This is a genomic window from Cryptosporangium minutisporangium (genome assembly GCF_039536245.1).
Classification (GTDB): Bacteria; Actinomycetota; Actinomycetes; order Mycobacteriales; family Cryptosporangiaceae; genus Cryptosporangium; species Cryptosporangium minutisporangium.
Genome location: NZ_BAAAYN010000026.1, coordinates 150,355 through 169,830, shown reverse-complemented (window position 1 = coordinate 169,830; position 19,476 = coordinate 150,355). Strand labels below are relative to the sequence as shown.

General features: G+C 69.4%; 17 protein-coding genes. 12 read left to right on the top strand and 5 right to left on the bottom strand.

Annotated features, from left to right (window positions below; genetic code table 11):
* Window positions 1–29 precede the first annotated feature (29 nt).
* From ABEB28_RS21305 to ABEB28_RS21295, 3 genes are all read right to left on the bottom strand, one after another.
* The gene (locus tag ABEB28_RS21305) at window positions 30–251 is read right to left on the bottom strand and encodes a DUF2631 domain-containing protein (protein WP_345729912.1); all 222 of its coding nucleotides are present in this window, start codon (window positions 249–251) and stop codon (window positions 30–32) included.
* Window positions 252–343: 92 nt separating this feature from the next.
* A complete protein-coding gene (locus ABEB28_RS21300; RefSeq protein ID WP_345729911.1) occupies window positions 344–1,738 on the bottom strand; it encodes an aspartate aminotransferase family protein in 1,395 nt (464 codons plus the stop codon).
* Window positions 1,735–2,271 (bottom strand): Lrp/AsnC family transcriptional regulator, encoded by a 537-nt coding sequence (locus tag ABEB28_RS21295; RefSeq protein WP_376981169.1) that lies wholly within the window; start codon window positions 2,269–2,271, stop codon window positions 1,735–1,737. The genes ABEB28_RS21300 and ABEB28_RS21295 overlap by 4 nt, the downstream gene beginning before the upstream one ends.
* 216 nt (window positions 2,272–2,487) lie before the next feature.
* Between ABEB28_RS21295 and ABEB28_RS21290 the strand changes: the two genes are divergently transcribed.
* Window positions 2,488–3,912, top strand: coding sequence for a gamma-aminobutyraldehyde dehydrogenase (locus tag ABEB28_RS21290; RefSeq protein ID WP_345729910.1), 1,425 nt, complete (start codon window positions 2,488–2,490; stop codon window positions 3,910–3,912).
* An 82-nt stretch (window positions 3,913–3,994) separates the two neighbouring features.
* Here the strand turns inward: ABEB28_RS21290 and ABEB28_RS21285 are convergent, their stop codons facing one another.
* Window positions 3,995–5,383, bottom strand: coding sequence for an NAD(P)/FAD-dependent oxidoreductase (locus tag ABEB28_RS21285; RefSeq protein WP_345729909.1), 1,389 nt, complete (start codon window positions 5,381–5,383; stop codon window positions 3,995–3,997).
* A gap of 308 nt (window positions 5,384–5,691) precedes the next feature.
* On the opposite strand from ABEB28_RS21285, the gene ABEB28_RS21280 reads away from it, so the two are divergent.
* The 7 genes from ABEB28_RS21280 (at window position 5,692) to ABEB28_RS21250 (ending at window position 13,259) form a co-directional block, all read left to right on the top strand.
* Window positions 5,692–7,239: a gamma-aminobutyraldehyde dehydrogenase gene (locus ABEB28_RS21280; RefSeq protein WP_345729908.1), complete on the top strand. Its 1,548-nt coding sequence runs from the start codon at window positions 5,692–5,694 to the stop codon at window positions 7,237–7,239.
* A 132-nt stretch (window positions 7,240–7,371) separates the two neighbouring features.
* Entirely contained in the window at window positions 7,372–8,580 is a 1,209-nt protein-coding gene (locus ABEB28_RS21275; protein ID WP_345729907.1) for a polyamine ABC transporter substrate-binding protein, read from the top strand.
* The gene (locus tag ABEB28_RS21270) at window positions 8,577–9,737 is read left to right on the top strand and encodes an ABC transporter ATP-binding protein (RefSeq protein ID WP_345729906.1); all 1,161 of its coding nucleotides are present in this window, start codon (window positions 8,577–8,579) and stop codon (window positions 9,735–9,737) included. The genes ABEB28_RS21275 and ABEB28_RS21270 overlap by 4 nt, the downstream gene beginning before the upstream one ends.
* Window positions 9,734–10,579: an ABC transporter permease gene (locus ABEB28_RS21265; RefSeq protein ID WP_345729905.1), complete on the top strand. Its 846-nt coding sequence runs from the start codon at window positions 9,734–9,736 to the stop codon at window positions 10,577–10,579. Before ABEB28_RS21270 ends, ABEB28_RS21265 begins: the two co-directional genes overlap by 4 nt.
* Entirely contained in the window at window positions 10,576–11,457 is an 882-nt protein-coding gene (locus ABEB28_RS21260) for an ABC transporter permease (protein WP_376981185.1), read from the top strand. Before ABEB28_RS21265 ends, ABEB28_RS21260 begins: the two co-directional genes overlap by 4 nt.
* Before the next feature lie 394 nt (window positions 11,458–11,851).
* Window positions 11,852–12,652: a GntR family transcriptional regulator gene (locus tag ABEB28_RS21255; RefSeq protein ID WP_345729904.1), complete on the top strand. Its 801-nt coding sequence runs from the start codon at window positions 11,852–11,854 to the stop codon at window positions 12,650–12,652.
* Window positions 12,653–12,710: 58 nt separating this feature from the next.
* On the top strand, window positions 12,711–13,259 hold the full coding sequence (locus ABEB28_RS21250; RefSeq protein WP_345729903.1) for a DUF6328 family protein: 549 nt from the start codon (window positions 12,711–12,713) through the stop codon (window positions 13,257–13,259).
* Window positions 13,260–13,275: 16 nt separating this feature from the next.
* Here ABEB28_RS21250 and ABEB28_RS21245 read toward each other — a convergent pair whose 3' ends face one another.
* Window positions 13,276–13,494, bottom strand: a complete 219-nt coding sequence (locus tag ABEB28_RS21245) for a hypothetical protein (RefSeq protein ID WP_345729902.1) — start codon at window positions 13,492–13,494, stop codon at window positions 13,276–13,278.
* Between the two features lie 297 nt (window positions 13,495–13,791).
* On the opposite strand from ABEB28_RS21245, the gene lon reads away from it, so the two are divergent.
* The 4 genes from lon (at window position 13,792) to ABEB28_RS21225 (ending at window position 19,436) form a co-directional block, all read left to right on the top strand.
* Window positions 13,792–16,218, top strand: coding sequence for an endopeptidase La (gene lon, locus ABEB28_RS21240; RefSeq protein WP_345729901.1), 2,427 nt, complete (start codon window positions 13,792–13,794; stop codon window positions 16,216–16,218).
* A gap of 199 nt (window positions 16,219–16,417) precedes the next feature.
* Window positions 16,418–16,687, top strand: coding sequence for a hypothetical protein (locus ABEB28_RS21235; protein WP_345729900.1), 270 nt, complete (start codon window positions 16,418–16,420; stop codon window positions 16,685–16,687).
* Complete coding sequence (locus tag ABEB28_RS21230; RefSeq protein ID WP_345729932.1) at window positions 16,684–16,902, top strand: EAL domain-containing protein; 219 nt, start codon at window positions 16,684–16,686, stop codon at window positions 16,900–16,902. The genes ABEB28_RS21235 and ABEB28_RS21230 overlap by 4 nt, the downstream gene beginning before the upstream one ends.
* A 59-nt stretch (window positions 16,903–16,961) precedes the next feature.
* Window positions 16,962–19,436 (top strand): putative bifunctional diguanylate cyclase/phosphodiesterase, encoded by a 2,475-nt coding sequence (locus ABEB28_RS21225; RefSeq protein WP_345729899.1) that lies wholly within the window; start codon window positions 16,962–16,964, stop codon window positions 19,434–19,436.
* Window positions 19,437–19,476: the final 40 nt, after the last annotated feature.

Genomic DNA, 19,476 nt, shown 5'->3' with positions numbered 1-19,476 from the left:
CGGGGCCCTTCGTCGTTCGATGCGGGGTGTCAGCGCTTGACGCCGTACCGCCGCTGTACGGCGTCCCACGCCAGCGCGAGGGCGATGAAGGCCGCGATGCTGATCAGGATCAGATCCTCGACGCGTCCCTCGTGGTTGCCGATGATCATCAGCAGCAGCGAGACGATCGAAGCGACGGCAAGCCAGCGCCACAGCTTCGGGTGTCCCTCCCTCAGCTGGTCCGGTGCGATAACCGGCTCGTCCTCAGCCACGGTTCCCTCCTCGTCCACGGGCCCAACGGTGGCATCTTCCCACGCGTCGGCGCCCCGGTTCCGCCGGGGCGCCGACACGCCGTAGAAGGGGGCTAGATCTTCGTCCAGGCTTCGGTGAGGACGCCGCGGAGGATCTGCTCCATCTCGTCGAAGTGCGCCTGGTCGGCGATGAGCGGCGGCGAGAGCTGGATCACCGGGTCACCCCGGTCGTCCGCCCGGCAGTACAACCCGGCCTCGAACAGGGCCTTGGAGAGGAATCCGCGCAGGAGCCGCTCGCTCTCCTCGGCGTTGAACGTCTCCTTGGTCGCCTTGTCCTTGACCATCTCGATGCCGTAGAAGTACCCGTTCCCGCGCACGTCACCGACGATCGGCAGGTCGTAGAGCCGCTCCAGCGTCGACCGGAACGCGCCCTCGTTCGCGAGCACGTGCTCGTTGAGGCCCTCGCGCTCGAACAGGTCGAGGTTCGCCAGCGCCACCCGCGCCGAAACCGGGTGTCCGCCGAACGTGTAGCCGTGCGGGAAGTACATGTCCTCCTGCAGGAACGGCTCCATGATGCGGTCGGAGAAGATCGCCGCACCGATCGGCGAGTATCCCGAGGTCATGCCCTTGGCGCAGGTGATGATGTCCGGCACGTAGTCGAACTTGTCGCAGGCGAACATCGTCCCGAGCCGGCCGAACGCGCAGATCACCTCGTCGGAGACGAGCAGCACGTCGTGGCGGTCGCAGATCTCCCGGAGACGCTGGAAGTATCCCGGCGGCGGCGGGAAGCACCCGCCGGAGTTCTGCACCGGCTCGACGAAGACGGCGGCGACCGTGTCCGGCCCCTCCATCACGATTGCCTGCTCGACCTGGTCGGCGGCCCAGCGTCCGAAGCGCTCGAGGTCGTCGCCGTGCTCCGGCGCGCGGTAGAAGTTCGTGTTCGGAACCTTGTGCGCGCCCGGCACCAGCGGCTCGAAGTACTTCTTCGCGTCCGGGATACCGGTGATCGAGAGCGCGCCCTGCGGCGTGCCGTGGTAGGCGATCGAGCGGCTGATCACCTTGTGCTTTAACGGTCGGCCGGTGAGCTTGAAGTACTGCTTCGCGGCCTTCCATGCGGTCTCGACCGCCTCGCCGCCACCGGTGGTGAAGAACACCCGGTTGAGGTCACCGGGGGCGTAGTGGGCGAGCCGCTCGGCCAGCTCGATCGCGCCCGGGTGGGCGTACGACCAGAGCGGGAAGAACGCGAGCTCCTGCGCCTGCTTGTAGGCCGCCTCGGCGAGCTCCACGCGGCCGTGCCCGGCCTGGACGACGAACAGGCCGGCGAGCCCGTCCAGGAACCGTCGGCCGTGGGTGTCGTAGATGTACACCCCATCGCCACGGACGATCGTGGGGACGGGCTCGGAGGCGTACGACGACATCCGAGTGAAGTGCATCCACAGGTGGTCGTACGCGGTACGGGAGAGCTTGTCCCCTCCTGCCCCGGAAGTATCGATCGGGGTGGTGGTCATCTGGTCCCCCAGGAGTAGGTCTGCTTCACCAGACGCAGGTACATGAAGATCTCGGTGCTCCGCACACCGGGTACCTGCCGGATCAGCTCGTTGACGACGCGCAGCAGGTGGTCGTCGTCCTCGGCGACCACCTCGAGCAGGACGTCGTACGACCCAGCGGTCAACACGACGTAGTCGATCTCGTCCAGCTTGCCGAGGCGCTCGGCCACCTCACGGAGATCGCCCTCCGCGCGGACACCAACCATCGCCTGACGCCGGAACCCCAGCATCAGCGGGTCGGTGACCGCGACGATCTGCATCACCCCCGCCTCGAGGAGGCGCTGGATCCGCTGGCGAACTGCTGCTTCGGAGAGGCCGACGTCTTTCGCGATCGCCGCGTAGGAGCGTCGCCCGTCCCGTTGGAGCTGCTCGATGATCCGTTTCGCGATGTCGTCGAGGACGACAGGCGGGCCAGCGGAGCGACTCGAGGAGGTGGGCTGCACCCGCTCATGGTCGCGGAGGAGGGGCCAGTTCTGCAAGTGATTCCGTTGCATGGGCTCCAACTTCTTGCGGATTCCGTTACGGATGCCGTGAGATAGTGAGTGCTCCGCGCGTCCCCCGGGTGTTGCCACGAGACTGATGGCCGTCCGGGACAGGCCCCGGAGTGGATTCTTTCGACCGGCGCCGGCTGAGGTCTCAACCAGGGCGACGGCCGGAGGTCGCAAAGAGTTCAGTGCCCTGTGCAGGTCAGGCGAGGTTACGGAGAGACGATGACGCTGCAGAACTTCGTCGGTGGGGCGCGCGCGGCCGCCGCCGACGGTCGGACGCTCGATGTGGTGGACCCGAGTACCGGAGACGTGTACACCAGCGCTCCGCTCTCCGGCGCCGCCGACGTGGATCGTGCGGTGCAGACCGCGCGGACCGCGTTCGAGTCGTGGCGGGACTCCACCCCGAGCGAGCGGCAGCGGGCGCTGCTCAAGCTCGCGGACGCGATCGAGGAGCGCGCCGAGGAACTCGTGAAGGTCGAGTCGGAGAACACCGGCAAGCCGATCCAGCTGACGATGGAGGAAGAGATTCCTCCGATGGTCGACCAGATCCGGTTCTTCGCCGGCGCGGCCCGGGTGCTGGAGGGCAAGTCGGCCGGCGAGTACATGGCCGGGCACACGTCGATGATCCGGCGGGAGCCGGTGGGCGTCTGCGGGCAGGTCGCGCCGTGGAACTACCCGATGATGATGGCGGTGTGGAAGTTCGCGCCGGCGATCGCCGCGGGCAACACCGTGGTGCTCAAGCCCTCCGACACCACCCCGGCATCCACGCTCCTGTTGGCCGAGATCGCGGCCGAGTTCCTTCCCGAAGGCGTGTTCAACGTGATCACCGGTGACCGGGACACCGGCCGAGCGCTGGTGGACCACCCGGACGTGGACATGGTGTCGATCACCGGTTCGGTGCGGGCGGGCATGGAGGTCGCCGGGGCGGCGGCGCGCGATCTCAAGCGCGTCCACCTGGAGCTGGGCGGCAAGGCGCCGGTGATCGTGTTCGACGACGCCGACCTGGAGGCCGCCGCGGAGGCGATCGCTGTCGCGGGCTACTTCAACGCCGGTCAGGACTGCACGGCGGCCACCCGGGTGCTGGTGGCGCCGGGTCTGCACGGCGACTTCGTGGCGGCCCTGGCCGAGCAGGCGCGGGGCACTCGCACGGCCCCGCCGTCGGACGGCGACGCGCTGTACGGGCCGGTCAACTCCGCGGCGCAGCTGGAGAAGGTGTCCGGCTTCATCAACCGGCTGCCCGACCACGCGTCGCTCGACGCGGGCGGCGCCCGGGTGGGCGACCGTGGGTTCTTCTACGCGCCGACGGTGGTGTCGGGCCTCAACCAGGACGACGAGATCGTGCAGAACGAGGTGTTCGGGCCGGTCATCACCGTGCAGAAGTTCTCCGACGAGGACGAGGCCCTGCGTTGGGCCAACGGGGTGAAGTACGGGCTCGCGTCGTCGGTGTGGACGAAGGACCACGGGCGGGCGATGCGGATGGCCAAGAAGCTGGACTTCGGGTGCGTCTGGATCAACACGCACATCCCGCTGGTGGCCGAGATGCCGCACGGTGGCTTCAAGCACTCCGGCTACGGCAAGGACCTGAGCATGTACGGCCTGGAGGACTACACCCGCATCAAGCACGTCATGACCAACATCGACGCCTGACCCCCGCGTCAGAAATCTGGCCAGTTATCGACCTGTCACCGGCCGGCGATAGGTCGATAACTGGCCAAAGAATTGCGGGGGGCTAGCCGCCGAGCACACCCTGCATCAACGAAGCGCGGCGGGCGGTGCGGCCGGTGCGGGCCTCGACACGATCGGCGCTGGTCATCGCCCACAGCCCCCCGGACATCCCCAGCCACCGCAACGGCTCGGGCTCCCACTGCGGCGACCGGTGCCCGACCCACGGCAACCGCGTGAGGTCGGTGTCCCGTCGCAAGATCAGGTCGGCGAGCGTCCGGCCGGCGAGGTTCGTCGTCGAGACGCCGTCGCCGACGTACCCACCGGCCCAGCCGAGGCCGGTGGAGTGATCCAGCCCCACCGACGCGTGCCAGTCGCGGGTCACGCCCAGCGCCCCACCCCAGGTGTGGGTCACCGCGGCGCCGGTGGCGCCCGGGAACAGCTCCAGCAGCGTCTGGTGCAGGGCGGAGAACACCGCCTGGTCCCGCTCGGCCTCCGGCCGCAGCTTCGAGCCGTACGGGTACGGCGCCCCCCGGCCACCCAGCGCGATGCGGTCGTCCGCGGTCCGCTGCGCGTAGATGATCAGGTGCCGTCCGTCGGTGAGCGTCTCCCGCGCCCCCCAGCCGACGTTCTCGAAGAACGAGGCAGGCAGCGGCTCGGTCGCGATCATCAGTGAGTAGAGCGGCGCCACCGCACGCCGGTACCCGGGCAGCGACGGGGTGTACCCCTCGGTGGCCCGGATGACCACGTCGGCGGTGACGGTGCCGGCCCGCGTGACCGCACGACCGGGCTCCACCCGCAGCACCCGGGTCTGCTCGAACAGCCGGACGCCCCGCGCCTCCACCAGGTCGGCCAGGCCGCGGGCGAGCTTCGCCGGGTGCAGCGCCGCACAGTGCGGCGTGTAGAGCGCACCGCGCACCTCGGTGGCCACGTCGACGCGGGCCCGCGCCTCGTCCGGGCCGAGCCATCGGTAGTCGTCGGCGCCGAACCCCCACTGCCGCTCGTCCTCCAGTTCGGCGCGGAGGCGCTCCTCCTGGGCTGCAGCGGCGGCGCCGGCCGCGAGCGTCAGCGTCCCGCCCTTGGCCCAGTCGATGTCGAGGTCCTCCGCCGCGGCGACGCGCCCCACCTCGTCGACCGTGTCGAACATCGCCCGGCGCAGCGCGATCGCGGCGTCCCGACCGTGCTCCCTGGCGATCCGGGCGGTGGACGCTGGGAACAGGGCCGAGCACCAGCCACCGTTCCGTCCGGACGCCCCGAAACCGGCGAACTCCGCCTCGAGGACCGCGATGCGCAGCCCCGGGTCGGCTGCCGCGAGGTAGTACGCGGTCCACAGCCCGGTGAAGCCGGCGCCGACGATCGCGACGTCGACGGCGAGGTCGCCGTCGAGTGCGGCACGCCGGGCGGCCGGGCCGGGTGCCCGGCCGTCGAGCCAGAGGCTGAGTACTGATTCCGGCATGCCGTTACTCCTCGGAACGAATACAACACCGACGGCGTCCGCTCGACGGACCGAAAAGCGGTCCGAAGGGACTCATCGGAAAGCGTCGCGAACCATAGTTACCGAAATGTTTCTGATGCTCCACAACGGATTCAACATCCGAGACAGGATTGTTTCACGGATTCCTTGCCCCACGGCCATCTCGCCTGACATTCTCAGCCCATCCGGCCGGTACCTGGGCCCGGATCGGTTGTCCGCCGCCGACTACCGTTCCCGCGCTGAAACCGGCATGACGTAATCTCGCGGCGCGAGAAGAGGACGGGCATCGGGTGCACCAGTACATCGCCGGGCAACGGTCACGTGGCTCCAGTGGGACTCGCTACGACGTGATCGACCCCTCGACGGGGGAAACGGTCGAGACGACTGAGCTCGCCAACACCGACGACGTCGACCGTGCGGTCGCCGCAGCCAGTGCCGCGTTCGGCGAGTGGTCTCGCGCGACGCCGGGGGAGCGGTCGGCCGTTCTCACCAAACTCGCCGGCCTGCTCGAGGCCGAGGCCGAAGGCCTCGCGACGCTGGAGAGCAGGCAGACCGGCAAGCCCATCCGCCTCTCCGGGGAGTTCGACGTCCCGGGAACGGTCGACAACACCGCGTTCTTCGCCGGTGCGGCCCGGGAACTGGCGGGTAAAGCAGCCGCCGAGTACTCGCCCGACCACACGTCGATGGTGCGGCGAGAGCCGGTCGGCGTCGTCGGTTCGGTGGCGCCGTGGAACTACCCGCTGCAGATGGCGGCGTGGAAGGTGCTCCCGGCGATCGCCGCAGGCAACACGATCGTGCTCAAGCCGGCCGAGAACACGCCGCTCACGTCGCTGCGCCTGGCCGAGCTGGTCACCGAGGCCGGTGCGCCGGCCGGCGTCGTGAACGTGATCACCGGCACCGGGCCCGTCGCCGGAGAGGCGCTCATCTCCCACCCGGACGTCGCGATGGTGTCGTTCACCGGGTCGTCCCCGGTCGGACGCCGGGTGATGGAGCTGGCCAGCGGCGGCCCGAAGCGCATCCACCTGGAGCTCGGCGGCAAGGCCCCGTTCGTGGTGCTCGACGACGCCGACCTGGAGGCCGCCGCCCACGGTGCGGTCGCCGGCGCCCTGATCAACACCGGCCAGGACTGCACCGCCGCCACCCGTGCCTACGTCCACCACTCCCGCTTCGCGGAGTTCGTCGACCGGGTGGCCGAGCTGATGGCCGCGGTCCGGCTGGGTGCGCCGCTCGACCCGGCGACCGACCAGGGACCCCTGATCCACCGGGCCCAGCAGGAGCGGGTCGCGGGGTTCGTCGACCGGGCCCGCGGTTACGGCGCTCGGGTCGTGGTCGGCGGTGAGATCCCGAAGACCGACGAACTCATCAGAGGTTCGTACTACGCGCCGACGCTGATCGTCGACGTGGCGCAGGACGCAGAGATCGTTCAGAGTGAGATCTTCGGTCCGGTGTTGGTCGCCCTGCCGTTCGGAAGTGGCGCCGCCCGCCAAGGTGGGGACGACCCCGACCTTGACGAGGCGATCGCGCTGGCCAACGACACCCCGTTCGGGTTGGCGGCCTCGGTCTGGACCCGGGACGTCCACCGCGCGATGCACGCCACGCGCGCGATCCGCTCCGGGTGCGTCTGGGTGAACGACCACATCCCGATCATCAGCGAGATGCCGCACGGCGGCGTCAAGGCATCCGGCTTCGGTAAGGACATGTCGAGCTACTCGTTCGAGGAGTACACCACGGTCAAGCACGTGATGTACGACTTGACCGCTAATGCGGCGAAGTCCTGGCACCGAACCGTGTTCCGCGACACCCCGCCCAGCGCGATGCATCCGCTGGCCGGCGCGTAGGTCGCGTGGGAACACGACCTAATTCATTGAACCGTTCGCCTCAGCCGCACCGTAGCGGAAGTATTACCCCGACACATCTATACAGTCACGGTCCGCTATCGCGGCCCACCCAGGTTTGAAGGAGCAGCCCCGATGACGGATGTCGACCCGGACGTAATGCGGTCGCTGCGCCAGCTGCTGTCGCGTCGGTCGGTGCTCCGTAGCGCCGGTGCCGCGGGCTTACTGGCCGCCGGCGGACCGCTGTTGGCGGCGTGTGGCACGGAAGGCGCCTCGAAGACCGAGGCCGAGCAGGCCGCCGCGACCGACCTGTCCGACAAGGACAAGGTCGTCAACTTCTCGAACTGGCCGTTGTACATCGACGTGGACGAGAACGACGAGAAGGTCCACCCGACCCTCGACAAGTTCAAGCAGCAGACCGGCATCTCGGTCAACTACGTCGAGGACATCAACGACAACGACCAGTTCTTCGGCAAGGTCCGCGCCGACCTCGCGGCCGGGAACGACATCAAGCGCGACGTCATGGTGCTCACCGACTGGATGGCCGCCCGGCTGATCCGGCTCAAGTGGGTCCAGAAGCTCGACCCGAAGAACGTGGCGAACAAGAAGAACATCGAGCCCTCGCTCACCGAGGTCGAGTTCGACGCGGCGCGGGAGTACTCGCTGCCCTGGGCCGGGATCATGGCCGGCATCGCCTACAACGAGAAGGTCACCGGACCGGTCACGTCGATCACCGACCTGCTGACCCGCAGCGACCTCAAGGGCAAGGTCACCGCGCTCACCGAGCTGCGCGACACGATGGGCCTGATCCTGCTGGAGAACGGCAACGACCCGGCGTCGGTGACCGACGCCCAATTCGACGAGGCGCTCGCCACGTTGGACGCCGCGGTCAAGAGCGGCCAGATCCGCCGCTTCACCGGTAACGACTACACGCAGGACCTCGCGGCCGGGAACGTCGCCGCCTGTATCGCGTGGTCCGGCGACATCGTCCAGCTGCAGGCCGACAACACGGACATCAAGTTCGTCACGCCGGAGGCCGGCGGTATCCGGGCGAACGACAACATGCTGATCCCGAACAAGGCAGCCCACAAGAAGAACGCCGAGCTGCTGATGAACTACTACTACGAGCCTGCGGTCGCCGCGGAGCTCGCCGCCTACGTCAACTACATCTGCCCGGTCGTCGGGGCGAAGGAGATCCTGGAGAAGTCCGCTCCCGAGGTCGCGAAGAACGAGCTGATCTTCCCGACCGAAGCCACGCTGGCGAGGCTGCACACCTTCAAGGCGTTGGACGACGCCAGCGAGCGCGCCTTCTCCGACAAGTACGCAAAGGTCATCGGCGCGTGACCGGGCCGGGCACGGGGCGGGACCTCCGGCTGGTCGAGGTCTCGAAGCGCTTCGGACCGATGACCGCCGTCGACAACCTGACGCTGACCATCCCGGAAGGGTCGTTCTTCGCGCTGCTCGGCCCGTCCGGCTGCGGCAAGACGACGACGCTGCGGATGGTCGGCGGACTCGAGGAGCCGACCGAGGGACGGATCCTGCTCGGGCAGGACGACATCACGACGAAGAAGCCGTACCAGCGGCCGGTCAACACGGTGTTCCAGAGCTACGCGCTCTTCCCGCACCTGACGATCTTCGAGAACGTCGCGTTCGGCCTCCGCCGTCGCCGCCAGTCCGAGGTCAAGGCCAAGGTCGTCCAGGCGCTGGAGATGGTGGAGCTGGGTGACCTCGCCCAGCGGAAGCCGACCCAGCTCTCCGGTGGCCAGCAGCAGCGCGTCGCGCTGGCCCGTGCGCTGGTCAACCGTCCGCAGGTACTCCTGCTGGACGAGCCGCTCGGCGCACTCGACCTCAAGCTGCGCCGTCAGATGCAGCTGGAGCTCAAGCAGATCCAGACCAGCGTCGGATCGACGTTCGTGCACGTCACGCACGACCAGGAAGAGGCCATGTCGATGGCCGACACGATCGCGGTGATGAACCAGGGCCGGGTCGAGCAGCTCGGCGGTCCGGTCGAGCTGTACGAGACCCCGGCGACGGTGTTCGTCGCGAACTTCCTCGGTCAGTCGAACCTGCTCACCGGTACGGTCACCGGACGCAACGGCGGTGACCTGCTGCTCGACGTCTCGGGGCACCGGATCGTGCTGCCGACCGCACGGTCGGTGTCGGCGTCGAACCGGCTCTACGTCGGCGTCCGGCCGGAGAAGCTGCACCTGAGCCCGAACGGCGCACCGGTCCCGGACCGGCACAACCGGCTCGACGCGCAGGTGATCGACTCCAGCTTCATCGGCGTGAGCACGCAGTACCAGGTGCGCACCCGGTGGGGCCAGCAGCTCTCGGTCTTCGCCCAGAACCTGTCCTCCGACCTCGGCCCGCGGCCGGGGCACGAGGTGCAGATCCACTGGGACCCGGCGTCGGCATTCGGTCTGGACGGCACTCAGGACGCGCAGGCGGGCGCGATCCTCGACCCGGAGCTGGGCGGGGTGCCGGCGGGAACGGTCTCATGACCGCGCGGAAATCGACGGCGTACCTGCTGATCCTGCCCGGCCTGCTGTGGCTGGGCGTGTTCTTCATCATTCCGACGATCACGCTGGTCAGCCAGTCGCTGCAAGAGGGCTCGCTGGAAACCGGGTACGTGATGACCTGGAACTTCGCGGTCTACGCAGAGGTCATCCAGGACTACGCGCCGCATTTCCTCCGGTCGCTGATCTACGCCAGTCTGGCCACGCTCGCGGCACTGATCATCGCCTATCCGCTGGCCTACACGATCGCGTTCAAGGCCGGTCGATGGCGGAACGTGCTGCTGATCCTCGTCGTGGCGCCGTTCTTCACCAGCTTCCTGGTGCGGACGCTTGCCTGGAAGATCATCCTCGCCGACGAGGGCTGGGTCGCCGACGTGCTGCGCGCGATCGGGCTGCTGAACTTCACCGACGACCGGCTGCTCGCGACGCCGATCGCGGTGGTCTGTGGTCTGACCTACAACTTCCTGCCGTTCATGACGCTGCCGCTCTACACGAGCCTGGAGCGCCTCGACGGCCGGTTGCTGGAGGCCGCCAACGATCTGTACGCGAACCCGTTCACGACGTTCCGCAAGGTGACGTTCCCGCTGTCGCTGCCGGGCGTCGTGGGCGGCACGCTGTTGACGTTCATCCCGGCCGCGGGTGACTACGTCAACGCGGAGTTCCTCGGCACGCCGCAGACCTGGATGATCGGCAACGTCGTCCAGCAGAAGTTCTTGGTCTCGCTGGACTACCCGGGCGCGGCCGCGCTTTCGGTGATTCTGATGGTCGCGATCATTTCGATGGTGCTCGTGTACGTCCGCCGGGCAGGGACGGAGGAGCTGGTCTGATGACCACGGCTACCGAAAATCGACAGGGTGAGTGGACCGGTGGCGGGCATCGGGCCCAGCGGACCCGGCCTCCGCTGTCGGCGGCGCTGTCCTGGATCCGTGAGCACCTGGTGACGTTCGCCGGCCTGGCGGCGTTGGGTTACCTGCTGCTCCCGGTCGCGGTCGTGTTCGTCTTCTCGTTCAACGATCCGGCGGGGAACTTCAACTTCGCGTGGCACGAGTTCTCGCTCGACGCCTGGACCGACGTCTGCGGCATCGGCGGGATGTGCGACAGCCTCTGGCTCTCGATCCGGCTGGCTCTGGTCGCGACGCTCGGCGCCACCGTGCTCGGAACGCTGCTGGCGTTCGCGCTGGTGCGGCACCGCTTCCGCGGGCGGCAGCCGACGAACCTCCTGGTGTTCCTACCGATGGCGACCCCGGAGGTCGTGCTGGGTTCGTCGCTGCTGGCGCTGTTCGTGCAGGGCGGCGTGGGGCGCGGGTTCACGACGCTGTTCATCTCGCACGTGCTGTTCTGCATGAGCTTCGTCGTCGTGACGGTGAAGGCGCGATTGCAGGGGATGGATCCACGCCTCGAGCAGGCTGCTGCCGACCTGTACGCCACGCCGTACCAGACGTTCCGGCGGGTCACGCTGCCGCTGGTACTGCCGGGCATCGTGGCGGCGTCGCTGCTGTCGTTCTCGTTGAGCTTCGACGACTTCATCGTCACGAACTTCAACTCGGGCAACCTGGTGACGTTCCCGATGTTCGTCTTCGGGGCCAATCAGCGAGGCGTTCCGCCGCAGATCAACGTGATCGGCTCGATCATGTTCTTCCTCGCGCTGTTCCTGGTGCTCGCGGCGCAGTACCGCACGAAGGCTTCCCGCCGCGCGACGAAGTAGGACGACCTAAGCGACGTAGAAGACAGCTAAGTGTGGTGTGGGCCCTCGCCCACACCACACTTAGCTGTTTCCGGATTCGGACGGGTGGCGGCCCTCGGGGTTGGCGACCGGGAGGCCTGCGCGGCGCAGAACCTCCATGGACCACCGCCAGCGCCCGCACGGCCAGGGCGGCGCCTTCGCCCCGACTGCGCAGGTCAGCGCCGGGCACTGTCCGTTGTGATCGGACCGGTGCTGATCGATCAACAGTTGAGCGGTCTCGATTTGCTCGGCGTCCGGTTCCGCGGGCAATACGAACGAATTCATCCCGCATCCCCTTTGCTTCGTCGAAGTGATTCGCCCTGTGGGGGCAAGCACGACCGTAGTGCAACTTGTACCAACGTGTCAACGAGCTATCGTGAGAACGACCGTCGGTAGCGTCCCCGGCATGATCGATCCGCACGGTGACCGGGCCGTTTACCGGCAGTTGGCCGACCAACTGCGCGCGGACATCGCCAGCGGGGAGTACGGGCCCGGCTCGTTGATCCCCTCCGAGATGACCCTGATGCAGCGGTACGGCGTCGCCCGGAACACCGTGCGCCTCGCGATGACGATGCTGCGAGAGGAGGGCCTGGTCGTCACCCACCACGGCCGCGGCACCTACGTCCGCGACGCGTTGCCGATCCGGCGCGTCGCGTCGAGCCGGTACCGCCAGGCCCTCGACGCCGCCACGACCGGTGCTCCGCTCGATTGGGCGGAGTACCGGGCCGAGTCGTCCTTCCAGGAGGTTCCGGCCACCGATCAGGTCGCCGGGCTGCTGGGCATCGACACCGACACGTCGGTGCTGGAGCGCCGGATCCTCTTCCTCGACGGCAACCTGCCGCAGCAGCTGAGCATGTCGTACCTGCCGCTCGACCTGGTGGCGGGCACTCCGGTGGCCGATCCGCGCAACGAGCCGTGGGTCGGGGGCACGGTCGCGGCGCTGGCCAGCATCGGCGTGACCGTCACGCGCGTCGACGAACTGGTGCGGGCGCGGATGCCGCGGCCCGAGGAGACCCGCGCGCTCTCGGTCGCGGTCGGTACCCCGATGCTCACGATCACCCGGACGATGTTCGCCGGCGACCGCGCGGTGGAGACCGCGGTCGACATCGTGGTGCCCGGCGATCGCGCCGAGCTCGAGTACCGCATCGACCTGGCGCCGGTGGCGACCACCGAGTAGCTGCGCCACCGCAGGTGAACCAGGATTGAATAGCCCCTGAACGGGGGACGACGGTGCCATGACCACCGACGAGCACCCAGTACGAAACAAGGATGAAAGCGGTCATCTCTGGCGGGATGAGACGCCGGCGGAGCGGCTGGACCGCAACATGAACGAGTTGCTTCAGGAGTTGCGGGTCGCACAGACCGGCGTCCAAATTCTCTTCGCGTTCTTGTTAACGATCGTGTTCCAGCAGCGCTTCACCGAGGTCGACTCGTTCGGCCGGGCGGTCTACGTCGGTGCTCTGATCTGCGCCCTGCTCTCCAGTGGCTTCCTGATCGCGCCGGTCGGCTACCACCGCCTGGTTTTCCGTCGTGCGATGAAGGACGAACTGGTCAAGATCGCGAACATCTTCGCGCTGACCGGCCTGGTCTGGCTTTCGTTAGCGCTCGGTGGCGCGCTGACCGTCATCCTCGACGTGATGTTCAGCAAGGAAGTCGCGATGGCCGGCGGTGCCGCCGCGCTGCTGTTCCTCATCGTGCTGTGGTTCCTGATTCCGTGGACGCGGATGCGCGTCAGGCGCGCGGAGGCCAACGCCGACGGGAAGTCCGGCGCCGACGGGCGGTGAGACTTCGACCGGACGATCAGTCGCTGGGTGGGTCGTCGATCTCGCCTCGCTCGTCGGCCGCGAGGACGGCGACCGCCCAGCGGTGGCGGGCGCAGGGCCAGAGAGTCGGCGTGTAGTGGGTCGCGCTCGCGCAGTAGGACCGGTCGTGGCCGTCCGGGGCCGTGGGTTGGTGCATCGAGAGCAGCCGGTGGGCCGTCTCGACGTCTTCCTGGAGCAACGGCCGGTGGTACTGCACTAGCCCTCCCTTTCGATCCGCGTTTCGCGGCCTGTCATCGGCCCGTTACCGAACACGCGGACCATGGCACAATTCCCCGAGCCGGAAGGCCTAATTCTCGGCTGCCGTCCCCCATTTGGGGCCATGTTCTACCGGATTGGCCGATACATCCGTCTCGTCCGCCTCACGGGCTTCACGGTCGGCTGTTCCGCTCGGCGGCTCTGCTCAGAGCGAACAGCCGACCGGCGAGGGAATGATCGCAACGCTGTAAGCATTGAGCCGGTCGGACTCAACTTCCGACTGCTGTGAGGTACGGCGATGGATCGATCCCCCGGCGGGCCGCGCGGGCCCGTCACCACTCTCACCCTGCCGGTGCTGCCGCTGGCCGACGCAGTCGTGCTGCCCGGAATGGTGATCCCGGTCGAGCTCGACGGCGAAGCGCGAGCCGCCGTGGACTCGGCCAGGGCGAAGGACACGAACGACGACGACGCTCGTTTACTGATCGTCCCTCGCATCGAGGGCCAGTACCGCGAGGTCGGCGTCCTGGCCACGATCGACCAGGTGGGCCGCCTGCCCAACGGACGCCCGGCCGCCGTGCTGCGTGCGGTCTCGCGAGCCAAGGTCGGCCGCGGCGTGAACGGGCCGGGCGCCGCACTCTGGGTCGAGGCCACCACGCTGCCCGACCGCGTCAGCGCCACCGACCAGGAGAAGGTCGACACGCTCGCGGCCGAGTACCGCGAGGTCGTCCAGGAGATCCTGGGTCACCGGGAGAGCGACAACGGCGGCTGGCAGGTCGTCGAGATGATCCGGCGGATCACCGAGCCCGGTGAGCTGGCCGACATCGCCGGCTGGGCTCCCTACCTGGAGATCGACCAGAAGCTGCGTCTGCTGGAGACCCCCGAGGTCGTGGCCCGGCTGGAGCTGGTGCTCGACTGGGGCAAGCAGCAGCTGGCCGAACTGCAGGTGGCGGCGACCATTCGGGACGACGTCCGGGAATCGATGGAGAAGACGCAGCGGGAGTTCCTGCTGCGCCAGCAGCTGGCCGCGATCCGCAAGGAGCTCGGCGAGATCTCCGGCGACGACGACAACCCCGAGGCGGACCCGCGGGCCCGCGTCGAGGCCGCCGACCTGCCGGAACAAGTCAAGAAGGCGGCGCTGCGCGAGGTCGACAAGCTGGAGCGCACCGGTGACCAGTCGCCGGAAGCGTCCTGGATCCGCACCTGGCTGGACACGGTGCTGGAGCTGCCGTGGAACGTCCGCACGGACGACGCCACCGACGTCTCCGCGGCGAGGAACGTGCTCGACGCCGACCACGCCGGCCTGGACGACGTCAAGGACCGGATCGTGGAGTACCTGGCGGTACGCAACCGCCGGGCCGCGCGCGGCCTGGAGATCGTCGGTGGCCGGGGGAGCGGCGCGGTGCTCGCGCTCGTCGGTCCGCCCGGCGTCGGCAAGACCTCGCTCGGCGAGTCGGTCGCGCGGGCGCTCGGGCGGAAGTTCGTCCGGGTGGCGCTCGGCGGCGTGCGGGACGAGGCCGAGATCCGTGGTCACCGGCGCACCTACGTCGGCGCGCAGGCCGGTCGCATCGTCCGGGCGATCAAGGAGGCCGGTGCGATGAACCCGGTGGTCCTGCTCGACGAGGTCGACAAGATCGGCGCCGACTACCGGGGCGACCCGGCGGCCGCGCTGCTCGAGGTGCTCGACCCGGCGCAGAACCACACGTTCCGCGACCACTACCTGGAGGTGGAGCTCGACCTGTCCGACGTGCTCTTCCTCGCGACGGCGAACGTCGCCGAGGCGATCCCGGAGGCGCTGATCGACCGGATGGAGGTCGTCCGGCTGGACGGCTACACCGAGGTCGAGAAGGTTGCGATCGCGCGGGACCACCTCTGGAAGCGCCAGCTGGAGCGCGCCGGCCTGGAGCCGGGTGACGTCACGATCGACGAGGGCGCGCTGAAGCTCATCGCCGGTGACTACACCCACGAGGCCGGGGTCCGTCAGCTGGAGCGCTCGCTCGCGCGGGTGCTGCGGAAGGTCGCGACGAAGCTGGCTGGTGACAACCCACCGGCGACGCCGGTCGACGTGACGGCCGGGACGCTGAAGGACTACCTGGGCCGGCCCCGGTTCACCCCGGAGTCCGGCGAGCGCACCGCGGTTCCGGGTGTGGCGACCGGTCTGGCCGTCACCGGCGCCGGTGGCGACGTCCTCTTCATCGAGGCCAACATGGCCCCGGGTGCCGAAGGTTCCAAGGGGGAGCCGGAGCTGGTTCTCACGGGCCAGCTGGGTGACGTCATGAAGGAGTCCGCGCACATCGCGCTCTCCTACCTGCGGAGCCAGGGCGACCGCTTCGGCGCCGACCCCGAGGACCTGCGCGGACGTCGGCTGCACGTGCACGTGCCGGCCGGAGCGGTGCCGAAGGACGGCCCGTCCGCGGGGGTCACGATGGTCACCGCGCTGGCGTCGCTGCTGACCGGGCGGCTGGTCCGGGCGGAGGTCGGCATGACCGGCGAGGTCTCGCTGACCGGGCGGGTGCTGCCGATCGGCGGCGTCAAGCAGAAGCTGCTCGCCGCGCACCGGGCCGGGCTGACCGAGGTGCTGCTGCCGGCGCGCAACGCTGCTGACCTGGACGACGTCCCGGCCAGCGTCCGGGACGCGCTGACGATCCACCTGATGGAGGACGTGGCGGACGTGGTCGCGCTCGCGCTGGAGCCGGCCGTGCCCGCGCAGGCCGTCCAGGCTGCCTGAGGCGGCACCGACCCGAAGGGCGCCGGGTATCCCGGCGCCCTTCGGCGTGCCAGGGATACCCGGCGCCCTTCGCCGTGCCGACCACCGGCGTGGACGCGGCGCCGCCCTCGGTCGCACAACGTGAACGAGGTATAGCTAGAGCGCGCCGAGAACGCGACTGACAGGGCTGCCGGGACCGCTGCGCGGCCTGGGGCGTCCGTTGGCGGGTGGCCTGCTGCCGCTCTGCGTCCTGCCGTTGCTGCCGATGGCCGCTGCGGTCGCGGTCTACGCGGGCGCGGTGACCTGGCTGGTCGTCACGGTCCTCGCCGACCAACTGCCGCGCCTGCGCTACTCGACGCCGGGCGCGCCGATGGTGCTCGTCGGGATCGGGCTGACGCTGCTCGGCGACGGGGTCATCGCTGCGCTGCTGGCCACGGGCACCCGGCCGGCCCCGCGGTACCGGACGCCCCCGTCGTCGACGCGGCGCTGACCGGAGCCGTCCTGCAGATCTGCCAGACGCTCCAGCTGCGCGTCGTCGCCGAGCACGTGGAGACCGCCGAGCGTGCCGAGTGGCTGCGCGCGCTGGGCTGCCGGTACATGCAGGGCGACTACTTCTCCCCGCCGGTACCGGCCGATCGGGTCGAGGAGTGCCTGGCTGCCCGGCCGTGGGCCGAACCGGAGCAGTACTCCACTACCGGGTTGTGATCGCCACGAGTCCTCAGGTCGGGTGCCTCCCGTCCGTACAAAGAACCGTGCAAACCCACATGGTCCCGCCGACGCCGGCGGTGGCCGATCTCCCGACCGACGGCCTGGTCGTCCGGACCAGGACCGGCGAGGTCACGCCGATGGACGGCGGGTCCGCAACCAGCGCGCTCGCGCGGGAAGCGGACCGCCGGGCTGCCCGTGAGCGGACGATCACGGTGGTCGCCATCGGCGCCACCCTGCTGGCGCCGTGGCTTCTGTACGTGCTGCCCGGCCCGCTGACCCCGACGTTCTACCTGGCCATCGTCGTGTGGGCGATCGCCTGGTACGCCGTCGGCGTCGCCGCGCGCCGGCCGAGCCCGGCGTGGCCCTGGTGGTTGATCGGCGCGGGTGTCCTCGCGCGCTTCTGCGGCCTGATCGCCGCCGAGGTGGTCCCGCACCACCCGGTTCTGCCGGAGTCGCCACTGACCGTGGCGCTGGCGATCCGGCTGGTGTCGTTCCCGCTGCTGGTCGCTGGCCTGATCGGCATCGTGAAGCGGAGCGGGCCGTTCCGCACCCAGGGGATCGTCGACGGGCTCGCGGTCAGCTACGGGGTCGGCACGATCGGGTGGCTGCTGGTGCTGGCCCCCTACCTCCGTGCCCTGAGCGGGGCCGAGCGCGCGCTCGCGTTCGTCTTCGTCATCGCCGACCTCACGCTGCTGACGATGGCGGTGATCGTGCTGGTGGTGGCGATCCGGCACACCGCTCAGGCGCTGGTAGGCCTGGCGTCGCTGCTGTTCGTCGCCGGCGACTTCCTCTGGGGCGTCGACAGCGGCGCACACCCGGTGGGCATGATTCCGACGGCCGGGCCCGGCGTCATCGTGCTTAGCGGCTATCTGTTCCTGGCGATCGCCGCCGGCCACCGGTCGACCGCCGTCCGGCGCCAGGAGCCGCAGGGCGAGCTGCCCGCCGGACGCCTGAAGATGGCGCTGTTCGGCGCCGCGACGTTCGCCTACCCCGCCTTCGCCGTGTTCGCCGCGGTCGAGAAACGGCCGATCGATCCGCTGGTGGACGTCGCGTACCCGGTGGCGATGACCACGGGCTTCTGCTTCTACCTGGCCGTCCGCAGCGCCGGGCTGGCGCGGGACGCCTACCGCCGGGAACAGGAGCAGGCCGCGCAGGCGGCCGCGCTCGGCGCGGCCCTCGCCGAGCAGCAGGCGTTGCAGGGCCAGCTCACCTACCGAGCGCTGCACGACCCGCTGACCGGGTTGCCGAACCGGTCGAAGCTGACCGACGCGCTGGACGGGACGCTGGCCGATGCGCGCCGACCGGAGTACGCCGACCGGCCCTACGCCCTGGTGCTGGTCGACCTGGACGGGTTCAAGGACGTCAACGACACGCACGGGCACCCGGTGGGGGACGAGCTGCTGATCCAGGTCGCGGCCCGGTTCACCGCGGCGCTGCCGGAGGGCACCCTGCTGGCGCGGCTCGGCGGGGACGAGTTCGCGGTCCTGCTGACCGATGCCGACACCGAACACGCGTCGATGATCGGCCGACGCCTGACCGAGGCACTGTGGGGACCGTTCCGCGTCGCCGCGCACGACCTCTACCTCACGACCAGCGTCGGCCTGTACGTCGGAACCGGCCCGGCCACCCCGAGCGACGTCCTGCGCAACGCCGACCTGGCGCTCTACGCCGCGAAGGGCGGCGGCAAGAACCAGGTGGTCGGCTACCGGCCGGAGCTGCGCACCGCACATCTGGAGCAAGTGGAGCTGCTGGCCGGACTCCGCCGTGCGGTGGCGATGGGCGAGTTCGTGCTGGAGTACCAGCCGGTCGTGGATCTGGTCACGGAGCGGATCAGCTCGGTCGAGGCGCTGCTGCGCTGGGACGCCCCCGGCGCGGCCCGGGTGTCGCCGGCGGACTTCGTGCCGGTCGCCGAGGAGAGCGGCCTCATCGTGCCGATCGGCGCGTGGGTGCTCGGACAGGCCTGCGTGGACGCCACCGACTGGTACTCGCGCTTCGGCATCTCGGTGGCGGTCAACGTGGCCACCGCCCAGCTGCGGGACCCGGAGTTCGTCACGACCGTGCTCGGTGCACTCCGGTTCAGCGGGCTGCCGCCGCAGGCGCTCGTGCTGGAGATCACCGAGTCCACGATGATCGCGGCCACGGCGGCGGAGACCGAGATCGTGGTGGCACGGCTGCAGCAGCTCCGCAGCCGCGGGATCCGGATCGCGATCGACGACTTCGGCACCGGCTACTCGTCGCTGTCGTACCTCCGCCGGCTGCCGGTGGACATCCTGAAGATCGACCGGGCGTTCAGCATGGAGGGTCCGGAGGGGGCGGACAGCGAGGACACCGCGCTGACCAAGGCCATCCTGCAGCTGTCCCACTCGCTGGGGCTGTCCACGGTGGCCGAGGGGGTGGAGACGGCCGAGCGCGCGGACGTCCTGCGCGAGCTGCGCTGCGACCGCGCCCAGGGGTTCCTGTACTCCAAGCCGGTGGACGTGAGGGCACTGGACGCGCTCCTCGAGGCACCGCATTCCCTATCTTCTCGATAGGCTATGGCGTTAATCCGGGATCTGTGTCAGGGTGAGGTCG